Source organism: Tsukamurella asaccharolytica (genome assembly GCF_007858435.1).
GTDB lineage: Bacteria > Actinomycetota > Actinomycetes > Mycobacteriales > Mycobacteriaceae > Tsukamurella > Tsukamurella asaccharolytica.
Map to the genome: position 1 here is coordinate 178,714 of NZ_VIGW01000004.1, position 19,336 is coordinate 198,049.

At 71.9% G+C, this 19,336-nt stretch carries 22 protein-coding genes and 1 pseudogene; 20 read left to right on the forward strand and 3 right to left on the reverse strand.

Translation table 11 applies throughout. The features are described from left to right. Positions 1-56: 56 nt before the first annotated feature. Positions 57-785: an HNH endonuclease family protein gene (locus FK529_RS09965; RefSeq protein ID WP_231703023.1), complete on the reverse strand. Its 729-nt coding sequence runs from the start codon at positions 783-785 to the stop codon at positions 57-59. Between the two features lie 55 nt (positions 786-840). Between FK529_RS09965 and FK529_RS09970 the strand changes: the two genes are divergently transcribed. The 13 genes from FK529_RS09970 to holA all read left to right on the forward strand — a co-directional run bounded on the left by FK529_RS09970 (position 841) and on the right by holA (position 12,051). Then, on the forward strand, positions 841-2,127 hold the full coding sequence (locus FK529_RS09970) for a glutamate-5-semialdehyde dehydrogenase (RefSeq protein ID WP_146560832.1): 1,287 nt from the start codon (positions 841-843) through the stop codon (positions 2,125-2,127). A gap of 47 nt (positions 2,128-2,174) precedes the next feature. After that, entirely contained in the window at positions 2,175-2,624 is a 450-nt protein-coding gene (locus tag FK529_RS09975) for an SRPBCC family protein (RefSeq protein ID WP_146560833.1), read from the forward strand. Positions 2,625-2,739: 115 nt separating this feature from the next. Then, positions 2,740-3,633, forward strand: coding sequence for an AAA family ATPase (locus FK529_RS09980; RefSeq protein WP_146561043.1), 894 nt, complete (start codon positions 2,740-2,742; stop codon positions 3,631-3,633). After that, positions 3,630-5,126 carry a vWA domain-containing protein gene (locus tag FK529_RS09985; protein ID WP_331456322.1) on the forward strand — a complete coding sequence of 499 codons (1,497 nt, stop codon included), beginning with the start codon at positions 3,630-3,632 and terminating at the stop codon, positions 5,124-5,126. Before FK529_RS09980 ends, FK529_RS09985 begins: the two co-directional genes overlap by 4 nt. Positions 5,127-5,157: 31 nt before the next feature. Next, a complete protein-coding gene (gene nadD, locus FK529_RS09990) occupies positions 5,158-5,805 on the forward strand; it encodes a nicotinate-nucleotide adenylyltransferase (protein WP_146560834.1) in 648 nt (215 codons plus the stop codon). Beyond that, complete coding sequence (gene rsfS, locus FK529_RS09995) at positions 5,802-6,218, forward strand: ribosome silencing factor (RefSeq protein WP_146560835.1); 417 nt, start codon at positions 5,802-5,804, stop codon at positions 6,216-6,218. Before nadD ends, rsfS begins: the two co-directional genes overlap by 4 nt. After that, positions 6,218-6,907 carry a histidine phosphatase family protein gene (locus tag FK529_RS10000; RefSeq protein ID WP_146560836.1) on the forward strand — a complete coding sequence of 230 codons (690 nt, stop codon included), beginning with the start codon at positions 6,218-6,220 and terminating at the stop codon, positions 6,905-6,907. Before rsfS ends, FK529_RS10000 begins: the two co-directional genes overlap by 1 nt. Then, entirely contained in the window at positions 6,904-7,632 is a 729-nt protein-coding gene (gene octT / locus FK529_RS10005; protein ID WP_146560837.1) for a diglucosylglycerate octanoyltransferase, read from the forward strand. The genes FK529_RS10000 and octT overlap by 4 nt, the downstream gene beginning before the upstream one ends. Continuing rightward, on the forward strand, positions 7,629-8,483 hold the full coding sequence (locus tag FK529_RS10010) for a DegV family protein (RefSeq protein WP_146560838.1): 855 nt from the start codon (positions 7,629-7,631) through the stop codon (positions 8,481-8,483). The genes octT and FK529_RS10010 overlap by 4 nt, the downstream gene beginning before the upstream one ends. Positions 8,484-8,609: 126 nt before the next feature. Next, positions 8,610-9,398, forward strand: a complete 789-nt coding sequence (locus tag FK529_RS10015) for an SLBB domain-containing protein (RefSeq protein WP_146560839.1) — start codon at positions 8,610-8,612, stop codon at positions 9,396-9,398. Then, positions 9,395-9,580 (forward strand): ComEA family DNA-binding protein, encoded by a 186-nt coding sequence (locus tag FK529_RS10020; RefSeq protein WP_146560840.1) that lies wholly within the window; start codon positions 9,395-9,397, stop codon positions 9,578-9,580. Before FK529_RS10015 ends, FK529_RS10020 begins: the two co-directional genes overlap by 4 nt. 1 nt (position 9,581) lies before the next feature. Beyond that, positions 9,582-11,195, forward strand: coding sequence for a ComEC/Rec2 family competence protein (locus FK529_RS10025; protein WP_146560841.1), 1,614 nt, complete (start codon positions 9,582-9,584; stop codon positions 11,193-11,195). Continuing rightward, positions 11,110-12,051 (forward strand): DNA polymerase III subunit delta, encoded by a 942-nt coding sequence (gene holA, locus FK529_RS10030; protein ID WP_166436402.1) that lies wholly within the window; start codon positions 11,110-11,112, stop codon positions 12,049-12,051. Before FK529_RS10025 ends, holA begins: the two co-directional genes overlap by 86 nt. Before the next feature lie 92 nt (positions 12,052-12,143). Here the strand turns inward: holA and rpsT are convergent, their stop codons facing one another. Further along, on the reverse strand, positions 12,144-12,404 hold the full coding sequence (rpsT, locus tag FK529_RS10035) for a 30S ribosomal protein S20 (RefSeq protein ID WP_146560843.1): 261 nt from the start codon (positions 12,402-12,404) through the stop codon (positions 12,144-12,146). 333 nt (positions 12,405-12,737) lie between these two features. Here rpsT and FK529_RS10040 point away from each other — a divergent pair, with 333 nt between their 5' ends. From FK529_RS10040 to FK529_RS10060, 5 genes and pseudogenes are all read left to right on the forward strand, one after another. Then, positions 12,738-14,273 (forward strand): circularly permuted type 2 ATP-grasp protein, encoded by a 1,536-nt coding sequence (locus FK529_RS10040; protein WP_231703037.1) that lies wholly within the window; start codon positions 12,738-12,740, stop codon positions 14,271-14,273. Continuing rightward, a complete protein-coding gene (locus FK529_RS10045; RefSeq protein WP_146560845.1) occupies positions 14,260-15,243 on the forward strand; it encodes an alpha-E domain-containing protein in 984 nt (327 codons plus the stop codon). The genes FK529_RS10040 and FK529_RS10045 overlap by 14 nt, the downstream gene beginning before the upstream one ends. After that, the gene (locus FK529_RS10050; protein ID WP_146560846.1) at positions 15,240-16,082 is read left to right on the forward strand and encodes a transglutaminase family protein; all 843 of its coding nucleotides are present in this window, start codon (positions 15,240-15,242) and stop codon (positions 16,080-16,082) included. The genes FK529_RS10045 and FK529_RS10050 overlap by 4 nt, the downstream gene beginning before the upstream one ends. A 114-nt stretch (positions 16,083-16,196) precedes the next feature. Next, the gene (locus FK529_RS10055) at positions 16,197-16,883 is read left to right on the forward strand and encodes a type 1 glutamine amidotransferase domain-containing protein (RefSeq protein ID WP_146560847.1); all 687 of its coding nucleotides are present in this window, start codon (positions 16,197-16,199) and stop codon (positions 16,881-16,883) included. Between the two features lie 9 nt (positions 16,884-16,892). Next, positions 16,893-17,048 (forward strand): annotated as a pseudogene (locus tag FK529_RS10060) (RidA family protein); the annotation flags it as partial. Between the two features lie 2 nt (positions 17,049-17,050). Here FK529_RS10060 and FK529_RS10065 read toward each other — a convergent pair. Next, on the reverse strand, positions 17,051-17,665 hold the full coding sequence (locus FK529_RS10065; RefSeq protein ID WP_146560848.1) for a type II toxin-antitoxin system PemK/MazF family toxin: 615 nt from the start codon (positions 17,663-17,665) through the stop codon (positions 17,051-17,053). A gap of 103 nt (positions 17,666-17,768) precedes the next feature. On the opposite strand from FK529_RS10065, the gene FK529_RS10070 reads away from it, so the two are divergent. Further along, positions 17,769-18,380 carry a maleylpyruvate isomerase family mycothiol-dependent enzyme gene (locus FK529_RS10070; protein WP_146560849.1) on the forward strand — a complete coding sequence of 204 codons (612 nt, stop codon included), beginning with the start codon at positions 17,769-17,771 and terminating at the stop codon, positions 18,378-18,380. Between the two features lie 8 nt (positions 18,381-18,388). Continuing rightward, positions 18,389-19,336, forward strand: a complete 948-nt coding sequence (locus FK529_RS10075) for an RNA polymerase subunit sigma-70 (protein ID WP_158635095.1) — start codon at positions 18,389-18,391, stop codon at positions 19,334-19,336.

The window sequence follows — 19,336 nt, forward strand, 5'->3', positions numbered from 1 at the left end:
TCTGTCAGTCGCACGCGAAAAAAACAAGCAGCAATGCTTGTTTGCAGTGTCGCGGGTCAGGAGCAGGTCTCCGCCGCCTGATCGATGACGGCCGCTGACGAGCGATCCACGGACAGGCCGTATTCGCGGGCGACGAAAGCGAATTGGCGGACGTACTGGCAGTGGAAGCGCTCGTTCGACGGCATCCAGCGGCCCGGGGGAGAGTCGCGCTTGTTCTCGTTCGCCGGGCCGTCGACCGCGACGAGGTTGCGCGGGTCGTTGGCGAAGGCGGTGCGTTTCGCGTCGTCCCACGACCAGGCGCCCATGTCCCAGGCGTAGGCCAGCGCGACGACGTGGTCGATCTGAACCTTGGCCGAGGTCTTCGCGCCGCGTTCGAACCGGATCGTCGCGCCGCCGTAGGGATCGGCCAGCACGCCCGTCGCGACGGCGCGAGGGCAGCTCGACGTGCGCACGTAGGACTTGTCCTTCAGGTCCCGGTCGAGCACGTCGTTGCGGGTGTCGCAGCCGTTGCGCCCGAGTGGCGCCGATTGGTCGTCGGTCCACGCCTGGCCGAAGGCGGCGCGGCGATAGGGCTGCGGCGCGCGCTCCCGGGCCGCGACGATCCGGACTCCCGCCAGCGGCGCACCGTCGGGCGCCTGCGCCGACGGCGACGGGCCCGGGGCGGGCTCCGCCGAGGACCGGTCGCGGAGGGCGCCGACGGCGACGAAAACCGCCGTCGCGACGACCAGGACGAGCGAGATCCACGCCTGCCGCGAGAGGCTGCGGGCGGTTCTCCGGCGGGACACGAGCGCAAGGTAACACCGCCCACCGACAGTTCGGCCGTGCACGTATTCTCGGACCATGAGCACGCCCACCACCTCCGATACCGCCACCGACGCCGAACGGCAGGCCGCGATCGCCGCGGTCGAGGAGGCTGCCCGTGCCGCCCGCGCCGCGTCGAAGCAGCTGATCACGCTGACCACGGAGCAGAAGAACGTCGCGCTGCACGCTGCGGCCGACGCCCTGCTGGCGAACAAGGACCGCATCCTCGGCGCGAACGCCGAGGACGTCGAGCGGGCCCGCGCCGCCGGCACCGAGGAGTCCCTGATCGACCGGCTCGCGCTCACCGCGGCCCGGGTCGACGGCATCGCCTCCGGCCTGCGTCAGGTCGCCGGCCTGCCGGACCCCGTCGGGAACGTCCTGCGCGGCTCGACCCTGCCCAACGGCCTCGAGCTGCGGCAGGTCGCCGTGCCGCTCGGCGTGGTCGGCATCGTCTACGAGGCCCGCCCCAACGTCACCGTCGACGCCTTCGGTCTCACGCTCAAGTCGGGCAACGCCGTGCTGCTGCGCGGCTCCAGCTCCGCGGCATCGTCGAACGCCTCCCTGGTGGCCGTGCTGCGCGAGTCCCTGGAGACAAGCGGGATCACGCCCGACGCCGTCGCGCTGCTCTCGGCGGACTCCCGCGCCAGCGTCACCGCGCTGATCCGCGCCCGTGGCCTCGTCGACGTGGTCATCCCGCGCGGCGGCGCCGGGCTCATCGCGGCCGTCGTGCGCGACGCGACCGTGCCCACCATCGAGACCGGCACGGGAAACTGTCACATCTACGTCCATCCCGCTGCCGACCTCGACATGGCGGAGGAGATCGTGCTCAACGCCAAGACCCGCCGGCCCAGCGTCTGCAACACCGTCGAGACCGTGCTCGTGGACCGCGCGCTGGCCGAGACCTTCCTGCCCCGCCTGTTGGGCACCTTCCAGGCGGAGGGCGTGGTCGTGCACGGCGACGAGACCGGCATGGTGCCCGCCACCGAGACCGACTGGGCCGATGAGTACCTCAGCCTCGACGTCGCGGTGAAGCTCGTCGACGGGTTGGATGCGGCGATCGAGCACATCGACCGTTATGGCACCGGGCACACCGAGGCGATCGTGACCGGCGATCTCGCGGCCGCCCGCGCCTTCACCACCCGCGTCGATGCCGCCGCGGTCATGGTCAACGCCTCCACCGCCTTCACCGACGGCGAGCAGTTCGGGTTCGGCGCCGAGATCGGCATCTCGACCCAGAAACTGCACGCCCGTGGCCCGATGGGACTGCCCGAGCTCACCTCCACCAAGTGGATCGCGTGGGGCGACGGACACGTACGGCCCCGGTAATTCCGACCCCGGTCACGAGCGGGGATCTGCCCGGTAGGTTGTCGGACATGGCAATCAACGAGTCCCTCGAATTCGACATCGACGCCCCGGTCGCGCTGGTCCTCGACACGCTCGCGGACGTCGACGCGCTGCCGGACTGGTCGTCGGCGCACAGCAACGTCAAGGTCGTCGAGCGCGACGCGAACGGCCGCCCCAGCGTGGTGGACGCATCCGTCGGCCTGCTGATGTTCAGCGACAACCTGACCTTCGATTACGCCTTCACCGACGTCAGCTGCAAGTGGGATACCCGCAATGAGGGCACTGCCGTGCGCAGCCAGGGCGGCATCTACGAGCTCGCGCCCAAGGGCGACGATCAGACCCACGTCAAGGTCACGATGTATCTCGATCCGAAGGTCAAGGCCCCCGGATTCGTGGTGAAGAAGGGCATCAAGCTCGCCATGGACATCGTCAAGAACGGCCTCACCAAGGAGGTCCTGAAGCGCAAGGCCGCCGCGTGAGGACGCGCCGCCCGGTGTAGTCGTCCGCAGGGGTGTGAAGATTGAGTGCAGAGACCGCGTCGACGGGCTTCGTGAAGGAGGCCCTCAAACGGAAGGCTGCACCCTGAGCACCGACATCACGACCCCTGCGCCCACCGCGTTGTTCACCAGCGTGGACGACGTCGCCGCGGCGCTGCGCGAGACCGGCTACATCCCGTCGGTCGCCACCGCCACGGCCGTCTTCCTCGCCGACCGGCTGGGCAAGCCGCTCCTGGTGGAGGGCCCCGCCGGCGTCGGCAAGACCGAGCTGGCCCGCGCATGCGCGCAGGCCCGCGGCGCCCGGTTCGTCCGCCTGCAGTGCTACGAGGGCATCGACGAGGCGCGCGCCCTGTACGAGTGGAACCACGCGAAGCAGATCCTGCGCATCCAGTCGACCGGCGGTGGCGGCGACTGGGACGAGACCAAACAGGACGTCTTCTCCGAGGAGTTCCTCCTGCCGCGCCCCCTCCTGCAGGCCGTGCGCGACGGCGGACCGTCGGTTCTGCTCATCGACGAGGCCGACAAGGCCGACCTCGAGTTCGAGGGCCTGCTGCTCGAGGTCCTCTCCGACTACGCGGTGACGGTGCCCGAGCTCGGGACCATCGTCGCCGAGCGCAAGCCGCTGGTGTTCCTCACCTCCAACGCCACCCGCGAGCTGTCGGAGGCGCTCAAGCGCCGCTGCCTCTACTTGCACATCGACTTCCCCGACGCCGAGCTGGAGCTGTCGATCATCCGCAGTCGCGTCCCCGACCTGCCGACCGAGGTGGCCCAGCAGCTGCTGCGCGTCATCTCCACGCTGCGCGGCCTGGACCTGAAGAAGAAGCCGTCGGTCTCGGAGACGCTGGACTGGTGCCGCACGCTGCTGGCGCTCGGCATCACCGGCAGCGCCAGCGGCTCCATCGACACGGCGGCGCTCCGCTCGACGCTCGGGGTGGTGCTCAAGCACCAGATCGACATCGAGACCGCCGCCGCGGCGCTGGGCCTGTCGTGACCTCCGTGCAGGGTCCGGGCACCGGCACGCCGCTGGATGCGCACCTGCACGCCTTCGTCCGCACGCTGCGCGAGCGCGGCATGGCGATCGGCCCCGGCGAGGCGATCACCGCGGCCGAGGTGCTGACGGTGCTCGACCTTTCCGACCGCGCCCAGCTCCGCGAGGGTCTCGCCGCAGTCCTGCTGCGGGAGCAGATGCACCGCAAAACCTTCGACGTGATCTTCGACCTCTACTTCCCCGTCCGGGGCGGCTTCGGAACCCTGTCCGACGGTGCCGCGGGCGCCTCCGGTAGTGGCGGCGAAGGCTGCTCCGGCGTGCCCGGGGACCCCGATCGGCTGACGATGCCCGCCGCCGGCACCCCGCCCGACCCGGACGCGGTCCGCGAGGCGCTGCGCCAGGAGGCAATCGCCGCGCTCGTCGCGGGCGGCGACCACGACGGCATCGCCGGCCAGATCGTCGAGCAGCTGGGCGAGTACAACTCCGCCACCGGCACCGCCTTCTCCTCGTACCAGGCGCTCAAGGCGCTCAACCCGCAGACGCTCATCGCCGCAATCGCCGACGGCCTCCTCGCCGCCGCGGGCGAGGACGGCGCCGCGCCCGGCAGCTTCGAGTACGAGTCCGCCCGCCGGGTGGCCCGCTCGCGCGTGGCCGGGCTCACGGAGCGGGTCACCGAGCTCACCTCGGTCGCCATGGCCGCCCGACGGGGGCCCGAGGCCGTCGCGAAGTACGCCGCACCGCAGCTGCCGGAGAACATTGCCTTCTTCGCCGCCACCCGCACCGAACTGCACCGCATGGAGCAGACCGTGCGGCCTCTGGCCCGGCAACTGTCCACGCGCCTGCTGGTGCGGCGGCGCCGCGCCCGCCGGGGGCCGATCGACCTGCGGCGCACGCTGCGGCAGTCGATGTCGACCGGCGGCGTGCCGATCGACCTGGCGCACCGTCGGCCCCGGCCCACCAAGCCCGAACTCGTGCTGCTGTGCGATCTCTCGGGCTCGGTCGCCGGGTTCTCCAACTTCACGCTGCTGCTCACGCACGCGCTCAGCGCCGAATTCTCCAAGATCCGGGTGTTCGGCTTCGTCGACTCCGTGGACGAGATCACCGACTACATCGATCCCTCCCGCACGCTCACCGTGGACACCGTCGTGAACATGTTCGACCGCGTGATCCGGGAGACCGACGTCGCGCGGTTCGGCGGCTCCGACTACGGCAACATGCTGCGGACCTTCGTTCGCGACTTCCCCGAGGCTGTCACGCACCGCGGCACGCTGCTCATCCTCGGCGACGCCCGGTCCAACCACACCGACCCGGCGCTCGCGGAGCTCGACGAGCTCGTCCAGAGGGCGCGGCACGCCTTCTGGCTCAACCCCGAGCGGAGGGCCTCGTGGGGGACCGGCGACTCGGTCGCGGACAAGTACGGGCGGCTGATCGACATGTACGAGTGCCGCACCGCGGGGCAGCTGGCCGACGTCATCGGGCGCCTGCTGCCCGTCTGATCCGTCGGCGGGACGCATAGAATGGGCGGTTATGCGTGAGTCCAGCACCGCCGGTCGCCGTCGCCTCGGCGTCATGGGTGGGACCTTCGACCCGATCCACCACGGGCACCTCGTGGCCGCCAGCGAGGTGGCGGACCGGTTCGACCTCGACGAGGTGATCTTCGTCCCGACCGGCCGTCCGTGGCAGAAGAACGAGGTCACGCCCGCCGAGGACCGGTACCTGATGACGGTCATCGCGACCGCCTCGAACCCGCGTTTCTCCGTGAGCCGTGTGGACATCGACCGCGGCGGCGACACCTACACCGTCGACACGCTGCGCGACCTGCGGCGGCAGAACCCCGACGCCGAACTGTTCTTCATCACCGGCGCCGATGCCCTCGCGTCGATCCTCAGCTGGCAGGACTGGGAGGAGCTGTTCGGCCTCGCCACCTTCATCGGCGTCTCGCGGCCCGGCTACCAACTGGCCGCGGATCACCTGTCGGACGTGCCGAAGGATAGATTGTTCCTCGTGGAGGTGCCCGCGCTGGCCATCTCGTCGACCGACTGTCGCGCGCGTGCCGACGCCGGACGGCCCGTCTGGTACCTGGTACCCGATGGCGTGGTGCAGTACATCGCCAAGCGCGCTCTCTACCAGAGCCGCCCGGCGCCGGACAAGACCGTGAACCCAGGAGGATCATGACCGCATCCGATCAGGCCCGTACGCTCGCCACCGTCGCGGCCCGCGCGGCCGACGACAAGCTCGCGAGCGACGTCGTCGTGCTCGACGTCTCCGAGCAGCTCGTGCTGACGGAGGCCTTCGTCATCGCGTCCGCGAGCAACGAGCGGCAGGTGAACGCGATCGTCGAGGAGGTCGAGGACAAGCTCCGCGAGGCCGGCGTCAAGCCCACCCGACGCGAGGGTGCCCGCGAGGGGCGCTGGGCGCTACTGGACTTCCTCGACATCGTCGTGCACGTCTTCCACGAGGAGGAGCGCGAGTACTACGCGCTCGAGAAGCTGTGGAAGGACTGTCCGCGCATCGAGGTCGAGGGCCTGGGTGAGCACGCCCCGACCGACGGCTCCGCGGGCACCGACGGGGACCGCGAGGACGCCTGATGCACGTGGAGGACGGTCTCGACTCGTCGATCGAGCGCCTGACCCCGACCGTGCGCCGGCTCATCCTGCTCCGGCACGGCCAGACCGCGTCGAACGCCGAGGGCCGCATGCAGGGCCAGCTCGACACCGACCTCACCGACCTGGGGCGGCGCCAGGCCGCGGCGGCCGCCGACGCGCTCGGCGACCGCGACCCCGTCGCCATCGTCAGCTCCGACCTGCGGCGCGCGCGGGACACCGCGGACGCGCTCGCCGCGGTGACCGGCGGCACCGTCGAGACCGACATCCGGTTGCGGGAGACCATGCTGGGCGACTGGCAGGGGATGACTCACGGCGAGGTCGACGCCTACATGCCCGGGGCGCGACTGCGCTGGCGCGACGCACCCGAGTGGGCGCCACCCGGCGGTGAGGCTCGCGTGGACGTCGCGGCTCGCGCGTACCCGCTGGTGGAGGAGCTGATCGAGCGGCTGCCCGAGTGGGGCGACTCCGAGCGCCCCGTCGTGCTCGTCGCGCACGGCGGCCTCGTCGCGGCCCTCACCGCCCGCCTACTGGACCTTCCGGTCACGTCGTGGCCGATCCTCGGTGGCCTCGGCAACTGCAGCTGGGTGCAGCTCTCCGGGCACGGCGACGTGCCGCGCTGGCGGCTCGACGTGTGGAACGCGTCGTCGGATGTGGCTCCCGAGGTCCAGTGAGCGACGCCCCGGCCGGCACGCTCCTGGTGCTCAGCGATTCCCTGGGCTTCTACGGACCCGAGGGTGCGCTGCCGACCTCCGACCCGCGGATCTGGCCCAACCTGGTGGCCGCCGAGCTGGGCCTGCGCTGCGAGCTCTTCGCCCGCGTCGGTTGGACCACGCGCGACGGCTGGTGGTGCATCACGCAGGACCCGCGGGTCTGGGCGGTCGTGCCCACCGTCGAGGCGGCGGTGCTGGCGCTCGGCGGCATGGACTCGCTGCCCTCGCCGCTGCCCACCGCGATCCGCGAGCAGATCCGCTACCTGCGGCCCGCGTCGCTGCGGGCTCGCGCCCGCGACGGCTACGCGACGATCCAGAAGGTGTTCGCGCCCGTGGGCTGGCCGATGGCGCTGCCGCCGAAGGTCACCATCGACTACCTCGGCAAGACCTACGACTCTCTGCGCGCGCTGCGGCCGGAGGCGCCGATCGCGCTCGTCGAACCGCCCACGCATCGTGCGCTGGCCTACTCCTTCGCGCACCCGGGGTGGGCGCGCACGCAGCGGGCGATGCGCGCGTGGTCGGACGGAGCCGGGGTGCCGACCGCGCCCGTGCGTGACCTGTGCGACTGGTCGTTCGACCTGGGGATCAATAACATCGACGGGATCCACTGGTCGTTCGAGATGCACGAGCGGGTGGCGCAGCGGGTGCTGCGCGCCCTGCGTGGTGCGGAAGGGGGTGCGCGATGAGCGTCGTCGTGGTGACCGATGCCTCGGCCGCGATCGCCCCCGAGCGCGTCGCCGAGTTGGGCATCCACGTCCTGCCGCTGCATGTCCTGTCGGGCGAGAGCGAGTACATCGACTACGGCACCGGCTATCAGGCGGAGCGTTTCGTCAAGGAGGGCGTCACCACCTCGGGCCCGTCGGTGGGCGAGGTCCGGGAGGTGCTCGCCGCGGCGGTCGCCGAGGCCGACGGCGCCGGGGTCGTGGTGATCACGATGAGTTCGCAGCTGAGCTCGACGTACTCCACCGCGGTCACGCAGGCGGCGCTCATCGACGCGGACATCACGGTGATCGACTCGCGCAGCATCGACATGGCCATGGGCTTCGGCGTCCTTGAGGCCGCGCGACTGGCCCGCGCCGGTGCGTCCGCGGGCGAGGTCGCCGAGGCCGCGCGCCGGGTCCTCGACGGTGCGGAGGGCTTCTTCTGCGTCGCGACGCTCGACCACCTGCGGGCCGGCGGCCGCGTGAGCGCATTGGCGAAGCTGCTGGGCGGCGCGTTGCAGATCGTGCCCGTGCTGCGGCTGCAGGACGGTCGGATCGTCTCCGAGCGCAACACCCGTACCGTCTCCCGCGCGCGGGACCAGCTCGCCGCGCTCGCCTCACGGCACCTGGGAAACCGGCCCGCCCGGGTGGCGGTGCACCACGTCGAGGCCCCCGAGGCCGCGGAGCGTGTCGCGGAGCTCGTCCGCGGCGAGTTTCCGCAGCTCGTGGAGCTGGTGATCGGGCCGTTCGGCGGCACCATCGCCGCGCACCTCGGCCCCGGCGCGGTGGGCGTCGCCGTCGCGCCGGCGCTGGCCGACGGGGCGGATTCCGCCTAGCACACCGCGACGACGGTGCCGGCGCGCCGGAGCGGTTTCTCCACAGGTTCGGGGTTTTCCACAGGCGCAGTGATTCCCGGGCCGTGGCGGCGTTCCGACGGTGCCCCCGGGCCTACGGTTCGACGCATGAACGGCGAACGAGAAGCGGCGCCCGGGGCCGGCGCAACGGACGATCAGGTCTTCGCGCGACCCGCCTGGCTGGACGAGTTCGCGCCGGATCGGGTGGAGGGCCCCGAGCGGCGCGACGGCGGGTGGCCGGACGACGATGCCGCCCGCGCGCCCGGCCCGTCCCGGCGGGTGCGCATCGAGGACGACGACTTCTGGGACGATCAGGAGCCCACCGGGTGGCGCTCGACGGTCGAGAAGGTGCGGACGACGCCGCGGGCCGCGATCGCTCTCGTCGTGGTGGGGCTGGTCGCCGCCGTCGTCGCGGCGGTGGCGGTGCTCGGACCAGCGCGCGAGGGCGGCGGGCAGTACCCGATGGTCGACTTCGCGGGCGCGTCGTCGTCGGTGGAGCCGTCCTCGTCGACGGGGCCGGCATCGCCGTCAGCGAGACCGGCGTCGGTCTCGGCGGGGGCCGGCGCTGCGCCCGCGCCGGGCGCGGCACCGTCCGAGCTGGTCGTGGCGGTCGTCGGGCTGGTGCGCGCGCCCGGACTGCACCGCCTGCGGGCGGGCGCGAGGGTGGCCGACGCGCTCACCGCCGCTCGCGGCGCCCTCGGCGGGGCCGATACCGCCAGCCTGAATCTGGCGCAGCCGTTGCGGGACGGTGATCAGGTGGTCGTCGGCGTCGTCGATCCGAAGGCCGGCGTGACTCTCCGCAGCTCCGTGCGTCCGGGAAACCCAGTGGCCGGGGCGACGGCGGGAACGTCGGCGGGGCCCGCGACCGGCACCGGGCCGCCGCGGCCGGTGCGGTGAACATCAACACCGCGAGCGCGACCGAGCTCGACCGGCTCCCCGGCGTCGGCGCGGCGACCGCGGCCGCGATCATCGCGTACCGCGACAAGAACGGGCCCTTCCGCACCGTCGACGACCTGGGGAAGGTCAGCGGCATCGGCGACGCGAAGCTCGCCAAGATCAAGCCGATGGCCACGGTGTGACGTGGACGAGAGGCTCGACCTGCGACTGCTCCCGGCGGGAATCGTCTGCTGGTCGGCCGCCGCACTCGCGCTGACTTCAGCAACCATCGCGTGGTGGATCACCGGCGCGCTGGCGGCGCTCGCGGTGGGCGCGGTGGCCTTCCGGCGGCGCGACCCGCGGCCGCTGGCTCAGGCGGTGTGCCTCGTGGTGGCTGCCGCGGCGGGATTGGGCGCGGGGGTTGCGGCCTCGGTCGCCGTGCGCGTGCACGACAGGGAGCGCGCCGCTATCGCCACATTCGACGGCGCGGGCCCGGTCGAAGTGGTGCTGGAGGTCGACGAGTGGCCGCGGCAGCGGTCCGGGGATCCCGGCGGGCATCTCGATGCGTCGCGGGTGCTCGTGCCCGCCACCGCGCTCGTGGTGCGGACCGATGTCGCGGTGCCGGCGCGCGGCGGAGTGCTCCTGCTCGGCGCGACACAGGATCTCGGCCCGCTGGTCCCGGGCGAGCGGGTGGCGATCCGCGCGACCGTGCTGCGGAGCACGCGGCCGGGGCTCGTCGCGGCCGTCCTCGTCGGGTCCGGGGAACCGACGGTGCTCGGACGCGCGCCGCCGTACTTCCGGGCCGCCGCCGCGGTCCGTCGCGCGCTCGCCGCGGTGTCCGCCGGAGCACTGCCCGTGGACGCCGCCGGGCTGCTGCCCGCGCTGGTGCTCGGCGACGAGTCCTCGACGCTTCCGACGGTGCGCGGCGACTTCCAGGACTCGGGTCTGACGCACCTCACGGCCGTGAGCGGCGCAAACTTCGCGATCATCGCGCTGTGCGTGCTCGGCCTGTGTGCGGCGGTGGGCCTGCCGCTCGCCGTGCGGGCCGCGGTCACGACGGTGGCGATCGTCGCCTTCGTCGGGCTGGTGGGGCCCACCGGATCCGTGGTGCGGGCCGCGGTGATGGGCCTCGTGGGCGTGGCGGCGCTCGCACTGCGGCGCGGGAGGCAGCCGCTCGTCGCGCTGTTCGCTGCGATCGTCGTGCTCATGCTGGTCCGGCCGGCGCTGGCCCGCGACATCGGTTTCGCGCTGTCGGTGGCGGCGACGGCGGGGCTGGTGCTGTGGTCGCCCGTGCTGCGCGACCGGCTGGTCGCGGCGCGGATTCCGGACACGCTGGCGGGTCTGCTGGCGGTGACGTTCGTGGCGCAGGTGGTGACCTTGCCGCTCGTCATCGCGTTCTCGGGTCGGGTGCCGCTCGGCGGGATAGCGGCGAACCTGCTGGCGGGGCCGGTGATCCCGGTCGTCACCGTGGTGGGGACGCTCGCAGCGATGGCGGCACCGATCGCGTCGCCCGTGGCCGCGCTGGCCGTGCGGGCGACGGGGCCGGAGCTGTGGTGGGTGATCGCCGTCGCCCGGTGGTGCGCTCGGATCGGTGTGGTCGACGTGCCGGGCGGCGCCGTCACCGCGGCGGCGCTCGTCGTGGCGGGCGTCGTCGTCGGTGGGGTCTGGAAGTATGGGAGCCGTGGTGGACAGCGCGCGCGTACACGTGGTGGTGGGGACCGAGGGCCTCCTGGTGGAGCGGGCGGTCTCGGCGATCGTCGAGTCGGCGCGCGCGACCGCGGGCGACGGCGGGATGGGGCTCCCGGGCGGCGCGGGTGACGCAGTGCCGGTCACCCGGATCCGCGCCGGTGACGTCGATCAGTCCGAACTGGTGGAGCTGCTGAGCCCGTCGCTGTTCGCCGAGGAGCGCATCGTCGTCCTCGAGTCCGCGGCCGAGGCAGGCAAGGCCCCCGTGGATCTCATCGTCGAGGCGGCGAAGAACCCCCCGGACGGCATCACCCTGGTGATCGAGCACAGCGGCGGCGGCCGGGCGAAGTCCATGGTCGCGGCGCTGAAGAAGGCGGGCGCCGAGCTCGTCGAGGTGCCCACGATCACCTCCGCGCGCGACCGGGCCGACTTCGCGAAGTCGGAGTTCCGGGCGCAGAAGGTGCGCGTCTCCGACGAGCTGGTGGATCTGCTGGTGGACTCCGTCGGCAAGGACCTGCGGGAGCTCGCCGCGGCCATCGCCCAACTCGTCGCGGACACCGGCGGCCGGGTTGACCTCGCCGCGGTGCACCGTTACTACGCCGGCCGCGCCGAGGTCACGGGCTTCGAGATCGCCGACAAGGCCGTCGCGGGGCAGGTCGCGGCCGCGCTGGAGGCCCTGCGCTGGGCGCAGCACCGTGGCACGCCGCACGTGCTCATCGCTGACGCTCTCGCGGACGCGGTGCACTCCGTCGCGCGGATCCGCGGCCTGGGCCGCACTCCGGACCAGTACCGGGACGCGGGGGAGCTGGGCATGGCGCCGTGGAAGGTCAAGAAGATGACCCAGGTCGCGCGGCGGTGGCGCCCCGAGAACGTGGCCGGCGCGCTACAGGCCGTGGCCGCCGCGAACGCGGACGTCAAGGGCCAGGCGGCCGACCCCGACTACGCGTTGGAGCTGGCCGTCCGGAAGGTCGCCACGCTCGCGGGCTGAGTGGACATACGCGAAAACCGCGCCGCACCAGTGCCGGCCCGCGTGGTGCCGGTGGGTGGTGCGGCGCGGTGATACGCGCGTCTAGCGGAAGATCAGAGCTTGTTGAGGGCCAGCGCGAGGGCCGACTTCTTGTTGGCGGCCTGGTTGGCGTGGATGACGCCGGCGCTGGCGGCCTTGTCGAGCTGGCGGCTGGTGCTCACGAGGAGCTCGCCGGCCTTGGCCTTGTCCCCGGCCTCGACGGCCTCGCGGAAGTGGCGGATGGCGGTGCGCAGCGACGACTTCGCCGACTGGTTGCGCAGGCGGTTGCGCTCATTGGTCTTGATCCGCTTGATCTGGGACTTGATGTTGGCCACGCGTTCAAACTCTCTTGTCTCGAAAAGGGGAAGCCGGTACTGACTGCCGACGCACCAGGTTACCAGCGGGCCGGAGACAACCCAAATCGTGGTACCGCCTGCGGGAACGGTGCCCGACACCCACATTGCCACGCCGTGAACGGGAGTGCTGCCGAAACCGTGCCGGTGCGGCACGATGGCCGGGTGACCCCGCAGAAACAGGCCAAGTCCGGCAGCTCGGGACGCTCAGCGTCCGCGACGCGGAAACAGGCCGCCGCCCCCCGACTGTCCGACGAGGCGCCCCTCTTCGCGGGCTACGACGACGCAGCGTCTTTCGGGCGAGCGTTCGACGAGATGTTCGCGGACGACGGCACCGTCCGCACCCCGTACAAGCGGATCTACGGCGCTCTCTCCTCGGCCGACGAGTCCGACCTCGCGGCCCGCGTCGACGCCCTGGGCGCCGCCTTCATCGACCAGGGCATCACCTTCTCGCTGGAGGGGCGCGAGCGGCCCTTCCCGCTCGACCTGGTGCCGCGCGTCATCGCTGCCGCGGAATGGAACCGCCTCGAGAAGGGCATCAAGCAGCGCGTGCAGGCGCTGGAGATGTTCCTCGACGACATCTACTCCGAGCAGGAGATCCTCCGCGACGGTGTCGTGCCCAAGCGTCTGGTCACCTCGTGCGCCCACTTCCACCGGCAGGCCGCGGGCATCCGCCCGCCGAACGGCGTGCGCATCCACGTCGCCGGCATCGACCTCATCCGCGACGCGGAGGGCACCTTCCGCGTGCTGGAGGACAACCTGCGGTCCCCGTCGGGCGTGAGTTACGTGATGGAGAATCGCCGGACGATGGCGCAGGTCTTCCCCGACCTGTTCCAGCGGCACCGGGTGCGCGCCGTCGCCGACTACAGCTCGCACCTGCTGCGGGCCCTGCGCCGCTCCGCGGCCTCCAACGAGGCCGATCCGACGGTCGTCGTGCTCACCCCGGGCATGGCGAACTCGGCCTACTTCGAGCACTCACTGCTCGCCCGCCAGATGGGTGTGGAGCTGGTCGAGGGCCGGGACCTCTTCTGCCGCGACAACGTGGTCTACATGCGTACGACGAGCGGCGAGCAGCAGGTCGACGTCATCTACCGCCGCATCGACGACGAATACCTCGACCCGATGCAGTTCCTTCCCAACTCGGTGCTCGGAGTCGCGGGCCTGCTCAACGCGGCGCGCGCGGGCAACGTGGTGATCAGCTCCGCGGTCGGCAACGGCGTGGCCGACGACAAGCTCACTTACACCTATGTGCCCGACATCATCGACTACTACCTCGGCGAGAAACCGCTGCTGCAGAACGTTGACACGCTGCGCTGCTGGCTCGACGACGAGTGCGAGGAGGTGCTCGACCGCATCGACGAGCTGGTCATCAAGCCCGTCGAGGGCTCCGGGGGGTACGGCATCGTCTTCGGACCCGACGCGGGCGAGAAGGAACTCGCGGCCATCCGCCGTAAGGTCGTCGCGGATCCCCGCGGCTGGATCGCACAGCCGGTCATGCAGCTGTCGACGGTGCCGACCAAGATCGGCGAGCGGGCCCGCCCGCGTCACGTCGACCTGCGGCCCTTCGCCGTCAACGACGGCGACGACGTCTGGGTGCTGCCCGGCGGCCTCACCCGTGTCGCGTTGCCCGAGGGCTCCCTCGTGGTGAATTCCAGCCAGGGCGGCGGCTCCAAGGACACCTGGGTGCTCGCGGCCCGCTCTTCGGTGGCCGAGGCGGAGCTCGAGGGCGTGGAGGTGGTCCCGAGCCGCGATCTCGCCGAACAGCAGCAGGTGGAGCTCGGCCCCGAGCTCAGCTCGCAGGACCAACAGCAACAGCAGGCACGAGAGGAGGCCCCTGATGCTCGCGCGTAACGCCGAGGCGCTGTACTGGATCGGCCGGTACGCCGAACGCGCCGACGACACCGCCCGCATGCTCGACGTGACCGTGCACCAGTTCCTCGAGGACGCCACCGTCGACGAGGACCGGGTGTCCCGGCAGCTGGTCCGCGTCCTCGGCATCCCCGAGCCGCCCGCCGACCAGCCGCTGGACCTGCGCTCGGTCACCGAGGTCGTCGCCTACAACCGCGACCCGGGCAGCGGGTCGATCGCCGCGACCGTCGCCTCGGCCCGCGAGAACGCCCGCGGCGCACGCGAGGTCACCAGCTCCGAGATGTGGGAGTGCCTGAACGCCACCTACAACGGCCTCGCCGAGCGCGAGCGCGCCGCCCGGCGGCTAGGCCCTCACGAGTTCCTCAACTACATCAAGAACCGCGCCGCGATGTTCTCCGGACTCACCGACTCCACCCTCTCGCGCGACGAGGGCTACCGGTTCCTGCTCCTGGGGCGGTCCATCGAGCGGATGGACATGGCGGTGCGCCTGCTCCTCTCGCGCGCCGGCGACCGGGCGAACGCGCCCACCTGGGTCACGGTGCTCCGCGCGACGGGTGCACACGACACCTACCTCCGCACCCATCGCGGCGTGCTCGACGCCACCCGCGTCGTGGAGTTCATCCTCGTCGACCGGCTGTTCCCGCGGTCGGTGATCCACGCGCTCACCACGGCGGAGGAGTGCCTGAACGCCATCGAAGGCGGGCGCGAGGGTCGGCTCGGGACCCGCACCGAGGCGCAGCGTCTCCTCGGCCGCGCCCGCGGCGAGCTCGAGTTCCTCGCCCCCGGTGAGCTTCTCGAGGACCTGCAGCGGCGGCTCCTCGCGCTGCAGGAGCTCGGGCAGGCCGCCGGCGAGGCCGTCACCGCCCGCTACTTCCACGTGACGCCCTACGTAGCCTGGACCGACGCCCGCGCCCGCGGCGAGATCGACACCATCCTGGAGGGGGAGCTGTGAGCTGGCGTCTTCGAGTCGTGCACTCCACCGGTTTCGGCTACAACGCACCGGTCACCTCGTCGTACAACGAGGCCCGCCTGACGCCGCGCAGCGACCAGCGGCAGAACGTCATCCTCAACCGCGTGGAGACGGTGCCCGCCACCCGCGCCTACCGCTACACGGACTACTGGGGGACCGCGGTCACCGCGTTCGACCTGCACGCCCCGCACACCGCGCTCGAGGTCACCGGCGCCTCGGTCGTCGAGACCGAGGCGGCCGATGACGCCGGCGACGTGGTCCTGTGGGAGGAGCTGGCTACCGACCGCGTGCGCGACCGGTTCGACGAGCTCCTCAGCTACACGGACTACGTGCCCAAACACCGCAAGCTCACGGCCCAGGCGAAGAAGCTGGTCAAGGACCTGGAGCCCGACGAGGCAGTACTCGCGGTGTGTCGCTGGGTGCACGAGGAGCTGGACTACGTGCCCGGGACCACCGGCGTGCACTCGTCGGCGATCGACGCCTGGGACGAGCGCAAGGGCGTGTGCCAGGATTACGCGCACCTCACGCTGCTCCTGCTGCGCAGCATCGGTATTCCGGCTCGGTACGTCTCGGGGTATCTGCACCCGCAGCGCGACGCGGAGATCGGGTCGACGGTGGCGGGGGAGTCGCACGCCTGGATCGAGGCGTGGACGGGGCAATGGCGCGGCTACGACCCGACCAACGACGTCCCGATCGGCGAGCGGCACGTCTCGGTCGGCGTGGGCCGCGACTACGCCGACGTCCCGCCCCTGCGCGGCGTCATCGCCGGTGGCGGGGCCTCGGACCTCGACGTCGTCGTGGAGATCACGCGCCTCGCGTGACGTCGCCCGGACATGGCGCACCCGCGCGCATCAGCTGCGATGTGTGCATTGCTTACATGAGTGCGAGCCGGTAATGTAAGCATCGTTAACCGCAGTCGTCTCCGGGAGACCGTCATGCCGAAGCGCATTCTCAACGTCGTCACCAACGTCGGTCACTACAACGACCCGTCGCACGAGACGGGCCTGTGGCTCTCCGAGCTGACCCACGCCTGGCACGTTTTCGAGGACGCCGGATTCGACCAAGTGCTGGTCAGCCCCAACGGTGGCGCGGTGCCGCTGGAACCGCGGTCGCTGAAGTTCCCCAACTACGACAAGACCGCCAAGGCGTGGCGCGCGGACCCCGCGCGGATGGCCCTGCTCGAGGACACGCGCAACCCCGAGGAGATCGACTCGGCGGACTTCGACGCGATCTACTTCACCGGCGGCCACGCCGTGATGTACGACTTCCCGGACAGCGAGGGACTCCAGCGGATCAGCCGCGAGATCTTCGAGCGCGGCGGCATCGTCTCCTCGGTCTGCCACGGCTACTGCGGCCTGCTCAATACGAAGCTCTCGAACGGCGAGTACCTCGTCTCCGGCCGGAAGGTCACCGGCTTCGCCTGGCAGGAGGAGGTCCTGGCGCGGGTCGACAAGCTGGTCCCGTACAACGCCGAGGAGGAGATGAAGAAGCGGGGCGCGCTCTACGAGAAGGCCAAGCTCCCGTTCGTCTCCTACGCCGTCGTCGACGGCAACCTGGTCACCGGCCAGAACCCGGGCTCGGCCAAGGAGACCGCCCAGAAGGTCGCGGCGCAGCTCGGATAGCGGTGTGACGCTTCAGGCTCGCAGTCCGACCTCGTCGTGGCGTGGGACGTCGTGCGCGCCGCCTTCGGCGACCACGACGTCCCCAGCACGCTTCTCGGCGTCACCGTGCTCGGCTACGACGATCAGCTCGTCGAATTGGAGGCCGTCGCAGCCGTCGTGGACTGAGGTCAGGTCCAGCCGTAGTCGTCCCGCAGGCGTTGCGCGACGGCGTCGAAACGCCGCCGATCCAGGACGGCGCCTTCGCGGCGGATCCCGTCCTCGGGGACGTCGAGGACGCGATCGAGCCGCACCCAGGAGGGACGTTGCTCGGCGTCCCACGGCCCCGAGCCGATGCCGACCCATTCCGGATCGCCCTGGTGCCGCTCCTGGCTGGACAACATCAGCCCGAGCAGGCTGTTCACGGAGCGACCGACCACCAGCACCGGCCTGTCCTTCCCCTGGCCCGCGTTCGGCCCCGACGTCTCCTCGAACTCCACCCAGGTCCACACGATCTCCCCCGGGTCTGCCTGGCCGTCGAGCTGCGGCGCGTAGAAGACGCCGCGCGCCATGAGCGCGGTGGGCGTGGACGTGCGGGTCACGGGCCTGCCGGGCGTGAACTCCTTGGGCTCCGACGGCGCCTCCAGGCCGAGCGCCTGGTTCACCGTCTGCGTGACCACCTGGGTGATCGCCGCGCGCCCCGCGCGGACCGGAGGACTGTTCACGACCTGCGCGGCGAGCCGCGGCCCGTGCTCGCGCGCGAGCTTGGCCGCCACCGCCGTGAATCGGGTGAAGTCGTTCGCCATGTCCCCCAGGATAGGCCCGCACCCTCGGCGGCCGCGTGCGACGAATCCTGGCGACCCCACTCGTATGTACCTGTGACGATCGATTCCGAGCACAGGAGCACGCATGACCACCCGCACCGATACCGACCTGTACGACGCCACCGTCGCCGAGCGCGCCCGGATGGCCGAGCTCCTCGACGCCCTCACTCCCGATCAGTGGGCTGCCGACTCGCTGTGCGCGGGCTGGCGGGTCCGCGAGGTGGTCGCCCACCTGAACATGACCGACACCCAGACGCAGGAGGACTTCGTCGCCGCCCTCACCGCGGCGGGCGGCGACGTGAACCTCGCCGTCGACCGGACCGCCCGCGGTGATGTCGCCCGCTTCTCCGACGCAGAGCTGCTCGCGACCCAGAAGGCCCGCGTCGCGAGTCGGTGGACGCCCGGCCCCGGGGCGACACAGGGCGCCCTCGCGCACGAGGTGATCCACGGCCTCGACATCACGATCCCGCTCGGCTTGCCAGGACCGGCGCCCGAGGTACTCGCGGCGACAGTGGCGGGAGCGACCGCGGAGGGCCTCGCGTTCTTCGGCGTCGATCTCACGGGCCTGCGCCTGATCGCCGAGGACTCGGACCTGGTCCTCGGCGACGGTCCGAGGGCCGTCCTGTTGCCGACCCTGACGATCGTGCTGATCGCGACAGGCCGACACCCGGTTCCGGCGCGGGACGCCGTGGGATGATCGCGGGTGTGGCGGGGGTCGACGAGGCGGTGCTCGGCGAGGATGTCCTCGCCGAGCTGCGTCCTGAGCTGGTTCGCTACTGCTACCGGATGATCGGCGACGGTGCGGGTGCCGAGGACGCCGCGCAGGAGGTCCTCCTCCGGTTGTGGCGCGCGCGGGCGACCTACGATCCGGCGCGTGCGAGCGTCCGGACCTGGGCGTACGCGATCGCGTCCCGGTACTGCATCGACCTGCTGCGCGCCGCTCCGCGCAAGGCCCTCCCGACGGACCTGTCGGAGCGGAACGGCGCGGGGGACCAGGCGTCCGCGGAGCTGCGGCCCGGCAGCTGGATCACGCCCCTCCCGGACGCCGCCGACGATCCGGCGGCGGCAGCCGAGCGGCACGAGACGATCCGGATGGCCTTCGTCGCGGCGCTGCAGCACCTCACGCCGTCCCAGCGCGCAGTGCTGGTCCTGCGCGACGTCTACGGGCACAGCGCGGCGGAGACCGCGTCGATGCTGGGGATCAGCGCCGCCGCCGCGCACTCGTCGCTGCAGCGCGCGCGGAAGGTGCTCGCGGCGGGTCCGGCACCGTCGGACGTCCCGGCCCCCGACGTGGACCAGCGGCTCCTCGACGGTTTCGTCCGCGCCTTCGAGCGGCACGACGTCGCCGGCCTGGCGGCCCTCCTTGCGGAGGACGTGGTCTTCTCCATGCCGCCCGTCGCGTTCTGGCTGCGGGGCGCCGCCGACTACGCGGCGCTGTTCGGCTCGGGCGACGCGTGTGCCGGCCACCGGCTCGTCGCGACGACGGCGAACGGCGCCCCGGCGTTCGGGCAGTACGAGCCGGGCGACGAGGACGGCATGCGCCCGTTCGCCCTCGTGGTCCTCGAGTCCGACGGTGCCCGGATCACCCGGGTGACCACGTGCCTCGACCAGGCGGACCGGTTCGAGGCCTTCGGCCTCCCCGCCCGCCTGTAG